This window comes from Pseudoalteromonas sp. RWi3 (genome assembly GCF_054960735.1).
In genome coordinates, this window is the sequence record NZ_JBHNYL010000011.1 from 105730 (window position 1) to 115400 (window position 9671).

Here is a 9671-nt window from a genome sequence, read left to right on the forward strand (position 1 = left end):
GGTTAGATGATCAACTCACATAAGTCAAAGAATTTATGGTACAGACCTTACATTTATAGAAGTAAAGAAACTTAGCGAGCTAGATGGCTAAATAACAAGTGTTTGACTATCTTTTTTAAAACGATAGAATTTCCCGCATCTTTGCAAAGCAACTCGGCGATGCAAACAATTAATAACCTGAGGCAACGATACTTCTTATGGCTAAATGGAATGGTGAATATATTCACCCATATGCAGAACACGGTAAAAAATCAGAACAAGTGAAAAAGATCACCGTATCTATTCCACTCAACGTGCTTAAAGTTTTAACGGATGAGCGCACGCGTCGTCAAATTAATAATTTAAGACACGCAACCAACAGTGAATTGCTTTGTGAAGCATTTTTACATGCGTTTACTGGCCAGCCGTTACCTAATGACGACGACTTACGTAAAGACAATCCAGAGAAAGTACCTGAAGAAGTGAAGAAAATCATGCTTGAGATGGGGCTTGAAGTACCTATTCTTAACGAAGATTAAGCTACATTCCTGCCTTCAGGAATTGGATACAAAAAAACCTCAGTAGCGTAAGTTACTGAGGTTTTTTATTGTCAGATCGTTTCAACCTAAGCCATATAGTTTTCAGGCATATCGATTTGCGCAACACCTGAATCAATCGCCGCTTGCGCTACTGCTTTAGCAATACGCGGTAATAAACGCGGATCCATTGGTTTTGGAATAATATACTCAGGGCCAAATTCTAATTTATCAACACCTGCAGCAGTTAGTACTTCAGCAGGAACAGGCTCTTTTGCAATACTGCGAATAGCATCTACCGCTGCAATTTTCATTTCATCATTGATTTGGCTTGCACGAACATCAAGCGCACCGCGGAAAATAAATGGGAAACATAAAACATTATTAACTTGGTTCGGGTAATCAGAACGACCTGTCGCCATAATAAGATCGCTACGAGCACCGTGAGCTAGTGCCGGATTAATTTCAGGATCTGGGTTAGAGCAAGCAAAAATCACTGGCTTATCAGCCATTAGCTTTAAATCTTCAGGCGCTAATAAGTTTGGCCCTGACACACCTACAAATACATCAGCATCAGCAATAACGTCTTGTAAAGTACGCTTATCAGTGTTGTTCGCGAACAATTGTTTATATTCATTAAGATCATCACGACGCGTGTGAATTACGCCTTTACGGTCAAGCATATAAATGTGCTCACGAAGCGCGCCACATTTAATTAATAGCTCCATACATGCTACTGCAGCTGCGCCTGCGCCTAAACAAACAATGATCGCATCTTCAATGTTTTTTCCTTGAACTTCTAAAGCATTGATCATACCTGCGGCCGTAACAATCGCAGTACCGTGCTGGTCGTCATGAAATACTGGGATGCTACAGCGCTCAATCAGTGCTTTTTCAATCTCAAAACACTCAGGTGCTTTAATATCTTCAAGATTAATGCCACCAAACGTATCAGCAATATTAGCCACGGTATTAATAAAATCTTCAGTCGTGCGATGCTTTACTTCAATATCAATTGAATCCAAGCCAGCAAAGCGTTTAAATAACAACGCTTTTCCTTCCATAACCGGTTTTGAAGCCAAAGGGCCTAAATTGCCTAGGCCTAATATTGCTGTGCCATTTGTGATAACAGCAACCATGTTGCCTTTACCTGTATACTTATAAGCATTAGCGGGATCCGCTGCAATTTCACGAACAGGTTCAGCAACACCAGGGCTGTATGCTAAAGCGAGATCTTTAGCGGTTTCAGCTGGCTTAGTAAGTTCAATGCTGATTTTTCCTGGAACGGGGTGGGCATGGTAATGTAGTGCTTGTTCACGAAAGTCTGACATAACGCGATTTTATCCTGCAAGTAAGTTAAATTAAGTGTGAGAGAGCAGTTCTATATCTTTAATTGAGAACAATACCGATATTATAATTAAATTCAAGCAATATCAGGTCTATCCTGTTATATGCTATATCAGTTAATTTTATGCGTTTTGTCAGCATTTTTAGCAAATAATTCTAAAAACCCATCTTTAAAACATCAGTAAAGCATCAAAAAACCCAGCTTAAATTGAATAAATATCCAATATTCGTCAACTAGGTTGTAATAATGCGCTTATTACGAACATTTCCCGACGATAACAACAAATCACCATGATTTAGCTTCTTTTAGTTACAAAAGGTATTATTAAACGTTGTATTATTTAATCAATATAGTGAATAAAAAACAGTTTGTCTGTTGGTCTAAAACTATATTCATTATAAAAACTAGAAATACTTAAAGAACTAAAATAAATACGAAGTGCAGCTGAGGGTGGCAACAAAGCCGTACAGAATGGAATATTTGCTGAATTTAAGCTGCGGTTTTAAATAAAGGCAACCGAAAGCAGCGCTCCTTTATTACAGGCACAAAAAAAGCACCCTAAGGTGCTTTTCTCGACACAAAAGCAGAAATTACTTGCTGCTAAGTGAACCGAAACGCTTGTTAAAGCGATCAACACGGCCACCTGTGTCTAGAATCTTTTGCTTACCAGTGTAAAACGGGTGACACGCAGAACATACGTCTAAGTGGATGTCTTTACACAAAGTAGAACTTGTTTCGAATTTATTTCCGCATGAACACGTTGCTGAAATTACTTCGTACTTAGGGTGAATACCTTCTTTCATAGAAACCTCTAGTTAAGGCCGCATCGCTCTCCAAACCCGAAGTCTGGCACCATACGTCGTTTAAATCAAAATAATTGGACGCGTATTTTAAGCAACAACCCCGCCCGCTACAAGCTTTAAATGCATTTTTTGCTAATAAAATGAGCAAAAGCTTTAATCGGCTTATTTGCTGATAGGTTTTTTATCGTAACTTTAGTACATTAGCTGTCTTGTTGGTTATTGTTGAGTTGCTATGAGTTTTGTTGAAGTTGCTATAAAAGTCCCGCTACAGCGTACTTTTGATTACAGCCTACCGGAACAACTTAATGGTTTATCGGGCACACCGAAAGTCGGTTCGCGGGTTATTGTGCCATTTGGTAATCAAAAAAAAGTCGCTGTAGTACTAGCACTAAAAAACAATACAAACGTCCCCGCCGATAAGATTAAAGCACTCTTAGAGGTGATTGATGATAAGCCTATTTTGTCTGCTCAACATCTTGATTTATTGCGCTTTACTGCTCGTTATTATTGTTACCCATTGGGCGAAACAATACATATAGCGTTACCTGGCGCATTACGCCAAGGTGAATGCCCTGATAAGAGCAGTATTAACATGGTCGCCTTAACTGAAAAAGGCGCCAAGCTCCCGTCTTTAAAAGCCAAAAGCCAACAAGGACTATTAAAGCAATTAGCCGAATCAGGAAAGTCCTCACTCACTGAATTAAAAGCCCTGGGCTTTAGTAAGAAAACGATAGATAGCCTGATAAATAAAGAACTGATCAGTCAAACAATCGAGCATGATAATCAATGGCAACAACAAGCACCACAAATTGGTGCTAAACCTGTATTAAACAAAGAGCAAGCCGTTGCCTGCACTTCAATCAACCAAAGCTCAGGTTTTAATAGCTTCTTACTTGAAGGCGTAACCGGCAGTGGCAAAACCGAAGTTTACTTACAATGCCTAGAAGAAGTACTAAAACGGGGCGAGCAAGCACTGGTACTGGTACCTGAGATTGGCTTAACACCACAAACCGTTAACCGCTTTCGCCGCCGCTTTGTTGATACCCCAATCATGCTTTGGCATTCAGCCCTAACCGATAACGAGCGCTTACAAACGTGGCGCTTTTGCGAAAAAGCTGGTTGCGCTATTGTTATAGGTACTCGATCAAGTATATTTTTGCCTTTTTTAAAACTCGGTATGATTATTGTTGATGAAGAACACGATAGCTCATTCAAACAGCAAGATACCTTACGCTACCATGCTAGAGACTTAGCAGCGTATCGTGCTTATCAGCATAAAATCCCATTAGTATTAGGTTCTGCAACGCCCGCACTAGAGACTCTACACAAAGCAATCAATGGTAAGTACCAACTGTTAAGCCTAACGCAGCGCGCACAAACCAGTACAGACAATAAATTTCAGCTGTTAGATATGAAAGGTCAGCCGGATCAAGCAGGCATTGCCCATGCAAGCCTTGCTACCATGCGCCAGCATTTAAACCGCGGCAAGCAAGTAATGGTGTTTTTAAATCGCCGTGGCTTTTCACCTACGCTGATTTGCCATGAATGTGGTTGGCTCAGTGAATGCTCGCGTTGCAGTACCAGCGCTACGTTTCATAAAGCTATAGGACAAATGATTTGCCATCACTGCGGCGAACAAGAACGTGTACCACACCAATGCCCCGACTGTGGCAGCACACAAATATTTCCAAATGGTAAAGGCACCGAACAAATAGAAGAGTTTTTAACAAGTGAATTTGCCGATATCCCCATTAGTCGTATTGACCGCGACTCAACTCGCCGTAAAGGCAGCTTAGAAAAAGCCCTTGATGATATAAACCAAGGCGGCGCACGAATTTTAGTGGGTACGCAAATGCTCGCTAAAGGCCACCATTTCCCAGATGTAAGCTTAGTGCTTATTTTAGATGTAGACAGCGGCCTTTATTCCTGTGATTTTCGTGCTACTGAACATTTGGCTCAATTGGTTACACAAGTTGCAGGACGCGCAGGTCGAAGCGGAGAGCCCGGCCACGTTTTATTACAAACGCACTTTCCTGAGCATCCACTATTGCAAGACTTGGTCAACAACGGTTACCAAGACTTTGCCCGCTTTGCTTTGCAAGAGCGTGAAGATGCAGAGCTTCCCCCAATCACTAATATGGCAATTGTTCGCGCCCAAGGACATAACGTAAAACAGGTGGTGGATTTTTTAACTGATTTAGTTCCAGTGCAAGGTGTAAGTGGTATACAATTGCTGGGTCCAATTCCTGCACCACTTGAAAAGATAGCAGGAAAATACCGTTTTCAATTACATATTCAAGCGCTTGATCGTCAACAATTACATCAATATCTCGCGCAAATGATAGATTATTTAAGCACCAGTAAATTAGCACAAAAAGTGCGCTGGAGTTTAGATGTCGACCCAATCGATATGATTTAAGGTTAGAGCTTTAAACACACATGGCACAACACGATTTTATTAATAAAAAGCCGGGTAACCGCAACAGTAAAAAACAACCACCACCAAAGAAGCCTTTTCCTATTTTATTAGTCCTTGTGACTCTGGTGTTAGTGGGCGGATTTTGTTTTGGCCTTTGGTATGTCAAAACCAATGCCGACCCTAAACTGGTTGAGCAACAAGCGAATCCAACTAAAAAGATTGAAAAGGTTGAACCTGCAAAACCGCGGCCGCCTGAATTTATCAAAGAAATAAAAGAGCATGAAGTACAAGTTGAAGTAAAAGAGCTTGAACAAAAGGGTCCCTATGTTATGCAGTGTGGATCATTTAGAACCCATGCTCAAGCCGAAACCCTCAAAGCAAAAATTGCGTTTGCGGGCCTAATTGCAGAGATCCGCGAAACCACAGGTACCAATGGCATTTGGTATAAAGTGCGCTTAGGCCCTTATAAAACAAAGCGTTTAGCTGAAAGCGACAAAAACAAACTCAAGCGCAGCAAAATAATGGGTTGTGGAATTTGGCTTTGGACTTGATTTTAATCCATTAACCCATATTAACTCCTCATCAATCGTTTTTTACGAGTCGCCCCTGCGGCTCGATGATGAGGAATAACATGACCACTATTGTAAGTGTACGTCGCGACGATAAAGTCGTCATTGGTGGCGATGGCCAAGTTTCACTTGGTAACACCGTAATGAAGGGCAATGCCCGTAAAGTTCGACGCCTTTATAACGGCAAAGTAATCGCTGGTTTTGCTGGCGGTACTGCTGATGCCTTTACCCTATTCGAACGTTTTGAAAGCAAACTTGAAATGCACCAAGGTAACCTCACCAAGGCAGCCGTTGAAATGGCCAAAGACTGGCGTAGTGACCGTGCTCTTCGAAAGCTCGAAGCCTTGCTGGCGGTTGCCGATGAAACCGCATCATTGATTATTACAGGTAACGGCGATGTCGTGCAGCCTGAAAATGACCTAATCGCTATTGGTAGCGGTGGTAACTTTGCGCAATCAGCCGCAACTGCGTTACTTGAGAACACCGACCTAAGTGCCCGTGATATCGTAGAAAAAAGCCTTACTATAGCAGGCGATATTTGCGTATTCACAAATAACTTCCAAACTATCGAAGAATTGTAATAGGAACCGCTATGTCTGCTATGACTCCAAGAGAAATCGTTCATGAACTTGACCAACATATCATTGGCCAAGCAAAAGCAAAAAAAGCCGTCTCTATTGCGCTTCGTAATCGCTGGCGCCGTATGCAATTAAACGACGACTTACGTGCTGAAGTTACCCCTAAAAACATCTTAATGATTGGCCCTACTGGTGTTGGTAAAACTGAAATTGCACGTCGCTTAGCAAAACTTGCTAACGCGCCATTTATTAAAGTTGAAGCCACTAAATTCACCGAAGTGGGTTATGTCGGTAAAGAAGTTGAAACCATCATTCGTGATTTAGTCGATGTGTCGATTAAAATGACGCGCGAACAGCAAACTAAAAAGTTTAAGCACCGCGCTGAAGAAGCAGCAGAAGAACGCATTTTAGATGCACTCTTGCCACCAGCAAAAGACTCTTATGGCGAAAGTCAGCGTGATGAAAATTCATCAACGCGCCAAACATTTCGTAAAAAGCTTCGCGAAGGCCAATTAGACGACAAAGAAATTGATATTGATGTTGCTCAAGGGCAACCTAATGTTGAGATCATGTCGCCTCCTGGTATGGAAGAAATGACCAACCAGCTGCAGAGCATGTTCCAAAACATGTCTTCTGATAAAAAGACCAAGCGCAAGCTAAAAATTAAAGAAGCTTTTAAACTATTAGCCGAAGAAGAAGCGGCTAAATTAGTAAACCCTGAAGAACTTAAAGAGCAAGCTATCTTTGCGGTTGAGCAAAACGGTATTGTGTTTATCGATGAGATAGACAAAATCTGTAAGCGTGGCGAGTCATCAGGCCCAGACGTAAGCCGAGAAGGCGTACAACGCGACTTACTGCCGCTAATTGAAGGTTCAACAGTAAACACTAAACACGGCATGGTTAAAACCGACCATATGCTATTTATAGCCTCTGGTGCATTCCAAATGTCAAAACCATCTGACATGATCCCAGAGCTGCAAGGTCGCTTACCTATTCGTGTTGAATTAGAAGCACTAACAGCGGATGACTTTAAGCGTATTCTTACTGAACCTCATGCGTCACTTACAGAGCAGCAACGCGAACTTCTTAAAACTGAGAAAGTGAATATAGAGTTTGCCGATGATGCTATTGAGCGTATTGCAAAAGCCGCTTGGCAGGTAAACGAAAAGACTGAAAATATCGGTGCTCGTCGCTTACATACTGTAATGGAAAAGCTAATGGAAGAAATTTCGTTTGATGCATCAGAGCAAGCAGGTTCAAACCTAGTGATTGACGCCGCTTATGTTGAAAAACATTTAGGTGCACTGGTTGAAGATGAAGACTTAAGCCGCTTTATTCTTTAACAGCGGTTTAATGTATACTTAAGGCCTCCAATTGGAGGCCTTTTTATTGTCCTATGAGTTTAGCCATGAAACAAGTTATAAAAGTTCATTACCACAGCGTTAGCAAAACCCTCGACGTCTATTTTGATGACGACTCAACATGCACCTTTAGCAGTGAGTTTTTACGTGTTCACTCCCCCTCTGCCGAAGTACAAGGCCATGGCAATGAGCCTATGAAACTCGTTTTGGGTAAATCACAGGTTGGCATCAGCAAAATAGAACCTGTTGGTCATTATGCAATTAGGCTCATCTTCGACGACAACCACAACAGCGGCTTATTCAGCTGGAGCTACTTCTCACACCTTCAAGCTAAGCATGATGAGTTATGGCAAACATATCAGCAACGCGTCGCAGAGCATCAAGCCAGTAAAGACAGCGTACCGATAAAGTTTGTGCCTTGAATTAGCTGCGAGCGGTAAGCTTTAAGTTGCTCGGCGTTAAAGTTAAATACGTAAATTGCAATTATGAAGCTGCGAAATTTAATGAGAAGGTTCTAGGTTTGCCGAGCCATAAAGTAGTCTTATCAAACTTTGTCAAATTAGTGAACTTCAATCAAATCAAACAACCGCGTTTGTACCAATATAGTCTTTGAACATTAGTAACGCCCGCACAAGAGGCTGATAATGTTTGGCTAAAGTTGTGTAACGAAGCGAAACCGAGCCAAACCTTAGCAGTCCCGTCACTTAATGCGCTTGTTATACACTTCTAGCGTTTACCGAACCAATTACGGCAATATAACTAAAGGTGCTTGAGCAAGAAACATTATCGCTGAGCCCCAGAAGAATGCCCACACCCCACCATGAACACCACGGTATTTTATAAGGATTTGACTGACAGCTAGTAATGCTAAAGGCAGCGATATGCATGAAAAAATAGACACTAATTTTATGTTTAGGTTACTAAGGTCATAACCTGAATACTTGGTTGCCAAAGGTGATTCTAGCGAAACTGAAAATAGATAAATACTAATTAATACCATCAGTAAAGATGCAAAAACCAAAAGTATGGCTCTATTAAGAGTGATAGTTGGTTGGTTAACACGAATTAAAACTTGTTCCATGAGTTTTCCTTTTTGCTAAGCCCTCTGACAGAGAAGTGCATAACATTTTAGTATTTATGCGACACGCTATTTGTATTGCAGTGCCGCTTTTTGAACTGAGGCGCTACCTGCTCGGTGTGTCAGAGTGGGTGTTGTTTATGCTATGGACTTAAGTATATAGAAAGGCTTTTTATGAACTAAGCTAATCAAGCCAATTTCATTGGCGTGCCTATCGTCTCTAAGCTATCCCTGCATTGCTCAGTGTTTATTTCGTCCCCATTATCAAACCAAATATTTAACATTTAAGCAATCGCTATTTTCTCAAGTGCATATGCTACTTACCTGAGCAATTAAACTCATTAGTGTTTGATTTTTTAGTAAGTAGTTTGTTAACTAAATCTTCTTTATTAGTCGCCACATCTTGACTCACCACTTGAGTAGCATCGACTATATCATCACTTTAGATTAGCTATTACTTGCTTTCTGGCAGCCTAACTTTTTTATACGTTTTATTACATCTTGGGCAAAAGAGGTCTAAATCAAATTTATAATTTACACATAGGAAAAAGAAACCATATATTTTGCTACCAAGCTTTATAAAGGTAAGCAAAAATGCCGTCACAATCATTAAGCTAAACTCATACATTCCAGCCTGTTCAAGAGCCCAATCAATGACAAGCTCAACCATTAAAAGTATAACTACTTTTTCGTGTTTTTTAATTGCTGCAAAAATGAGAACTGCAAAAGCAATAAAACGAGCAAAACTTTGCGATTCCTCGGCTAAGAAAGCCATAATTCCAATGGGTATAGCTAAACAAATGCTAAGAAAGATAAATCCAATCATATCTATTTTTGACATCCAAAAATGTACTTTGAAGTCTTTTTTAACCGCACACTGATTACACTTTAGCAATGAGGCTCCAATTAACTGGTTTATCGACGAGGAATAGAACTGAGAGTAACCTTTAACTTAAAAATAGAAAAGAGTACAAACAAAAAAGCCATAAGCTTCAAGCAA

General features: G+C 40.7%; 10 protein-coding genes. 6 read left to right on the forward strand and 4 right to left on the reverse strand.

The features are described from left to right. Positions 1-197: 197 nt before the first annotated feature. On the forward strand, positions 198-518 hold the full coding sequence (gene metJ / locus ACFI4Z_RS14260; RefSeq protein WP_058560893.1) for a met regulon transcriptional regulator MetJ: 321 nt from the start codon (positions 198-200) through the stop codon (positions 516-518). A gap of 86 nt (positions 519-604) precedes the next feature. On the opposite strand, the gene ACFI4Z_RS14265 is transcribed toward metJ, so the two are convergent. Together ACFI4Z_RS14265 and rpmE are read right to left on the reverse strand one after the other, a co-directional pair. Beyond that, entirely contained in the window at positions 605-1846 is a 1242-nt protein-coding gene (locus ACFI4Z_RS14265; protein WP_099295370.1) for a malic enzyme-like NAD(P)-binding protein, read from the reverse strand. A 607-nt stretch (positions 1847-2453) separates the two neighbouring features. Then, complete coding sequence (rpmE, locus tag ACFI4Z_RS14270; protein ID WP_087532649.1) at positions 2454-2666, reverse strand: 50S ribosomal protein L31; 213 nt, start codon at positions 2664-2666, stop codon at positions 2454-2456. Positions 2667-2898: 232 nt separating this feature from the next. On the opposite strand from rpmE, the gene priA reads away from it, so the two are divergent. From priA to ACFI4Z_RS14295, 5 genes are all read left to right on the forward strand, one after another. Continuing rightward, complete coding sequence (gene priA / locus ACFI4Z_RS14275; protein WP_462671162.1) at positions 2899-5085, forward strand: primosomal protein N'; 2187 nt, start codon at positions 2899-2901, stop codon at positions 5083-5085. A 20-nt stretch (positions 5086-5105) separates the two neighbouring features. Next, a complete protein-coding gene (locus tag ACFI4Z_RS14280) occupies positions 5106-5636 on the forward strand; it encodes an SPOR domain-containing protein (protein ID WP_058560889.1) in 531 nt (176 codons plus the stop codon). Between the two features lie 80 nt (positions 5637-5716). After that, a complete protein-coding gene (gene hslV / locus ACFI4Z_RS14285) occupies positions 5717-6235 on the forward strand; it encodes an ATP-dependent protease subunit HslV (RefSeq protein ID WP_099295373.1) in 519 nt (172 codons plus the stop codon). A gap of 11 nt (positions 6236-6246) precedes the next feature. Continuing rightward, on the forward strand, positions 6247-7575 hold the full coding sequence (gene hslU, locus ACFI4Z_RS14290) for an HslU--HslV peptidase ATPase subunit (RefSeq protein ID WP_462671163.1): 1329 nt from the start codon (positions 6247-6249) through the stop codon (positions 7573-7575). Positions 7576-7640: 65 nt separating this feature from the next. After that, the gene (locus ACFI4Z_RS14295; protein WP_462671164.1) at positions 7641-8015 is read left to right on the forward strand and encodes a gamma-butyrobetaine hydroxylase family protein; all 375 of its coding nucleotides are present in this window, start codon (positions 7641-7643) and stop codon (positions 8013-8015) included. Positions 8016-8338: 323 nt separating this feature from the next. On the opposite strand, the gene ACFI4Z_RS14300 is transcribed toward ACFI4Z_RS14295, so the two are convergent. Then, complete coding sequence (locus ACFI4Z_RS14300) at positions 8339-8674, reverse strand: hypothetical protein (protein WP_462671165.1); 336 nt, start codon at positions 8672-8674, stop codon at positions 8339-8341. A 451-nt stretch (positions 8675-9125) separates the two neighbouring features. Then, positions 9126-9512 (reverse strand): hypothetical protein, encoded by a 387-nt coding sequence (locus ACFI4Z_RS14305; protein ID WP_462671166.1) that lies wholly within the window; start codon positions 9510-9512, stop codon positions 9126-9128. Positions 9513-9671: the final 159 nt, after the last annotated feature.